General features: G+C 52.5%; 1 protein-coding gene. It reads left to right on the plus strand.

The features are described from left to right. Positions 1–138 precede the first annotated feature (138 nt). Positions 139–1326: an IS4 family transposase gene (locus tag F2P46_RS35850; protein WP_166899282.1), complete on the plus strand. Its 1188-nt coding sequence runs from the start codon at positions 139–141 to the stop codon at positions 1324–1326. Positions 1327–1343 lie beyond the last annotated feature (17 nt).

Below are 1343 nucleotides of genomic sequence, written 5' to 3' on the forward strand. Positions count from 1 at the left end.
GACCCTGACCCTTCCCCTCAAATTTTGCTTGTAAACGAATTAGGATGGTGTTAACTTTCAATCCCAAAAACGGTGCATGCATGGCTGTGTTACCCCTTTACTTCGTAGCGACCAAACTGCGAAGAGAAGGCACAGACCATGCATGCACAGCGAATCATACAGAAATTTTTAGATGAAGAATGCCCGTCGATTCACGTTAAGCGTAGAGCCGGTTTAGCCCTTGTAACCGATGCGGCACAGCGAGGCGGACTCACCTTGCTTCGGTTGAGCAGGCATGTCGATAGCGCAACAGCCCTGCGCCATCGAATCAAGCAGTGCGACCGGTTGTTGAGCAATGGCCATCTAGAATCGGAGCGCCCGGAGATTTATCGTGCGCTGGCCAAGCGCGTGTTGCATGAGCACCGCCGTGTGGCAATTATTGTCGACTGGTCGGATCTGTTGAAGGACGTCAGCCAGCATGTTCTGCGTGCAACGGTCGTCCTTGAAGGGCGATCCTTCGTGATTTACGAAGAGATCCATGATTCCGATTCCTATAATGTGGCAGCGGTTCATGGCAAATTCATGGAGACTCTGCGAACCATTCTTCCGGACCAATGCGAACCCATCATTATCACTGACGCTGGCTTTCGCGGCACTTGGTTCAGGATGCTCAATGAGCTCAAGTTTGCCTGGGTCGGCCGTGTGCGTAATCGTGAGAAGATGCTTCTGCGGGGAAGCGAGGAGTGGGTTGACTGTCAGCAGTTGTATCCCCGTGCACGCAAGCACGCGCAGGATCTCGGCATCGTTGACCACGTCAAAAGTGCCCCCGTCAAATGTCGTATGGTCTTGGCAAAAAAAGATGGAAAAGGTCGGCAGAACAAAACTGTATTCGGCGAGAAAAAACAAAGCGCGCATAGTAAAAAGCAGGCCAAGGGGCAACGCGAGCCGTGGCTGCTCGCCGTGTCCACCAACTTAGCCTTCCTTAATGCCGATGAGATCGTCAAGTGGTATGAGTCCCGGATGCAAATTGAACAAACCTTCCGAGACTTGAAGAACCCCCAATGGGGAATGGGACTGCGCGACAGCCAGACACGCAAACCACGACGTCTCAAGGCGTTGTTGCTCATCGCCGCATTACTCAGCTTCGCGTTCTGGTTAATCGGCCTGGCTGCCCTTGCCCGAGGATTTCGCATTCAATATGGCAGTCTAGCGAAGGCTTCACAAACCGTATCCATACTTACGCTTGCTCGTCGTTGGATCGAGGAGCATCAAAAGCGAATGACTCTTCATGAGCTTGCTCAGGCCCTCACCCAGCTACGAAATATGATCAAGACATATGACGTTTGAGGGGAAGGGTCAGGGTC

It is taken from the genome of Massilia sp. CCM 8734 (genome assembly GCF_011682155.1).
Taxonomy (GTDB): Bacteria; Pseudomonadota; Gammaproteobacteria; order Burkholderiales; family Burkholderiaceae_D; genus Telluria_A; species Telluria_A rubra.

What these genes read in the sequence shown, in the direction of transcription:
- F2P46_RS35850 (WP_166899282.1), top strand. Translation starts at nt 139, where the DNA reads ATGCATGCACAGCGAATCATACAGAAATTTTTAGATGAAGAATGCCCG.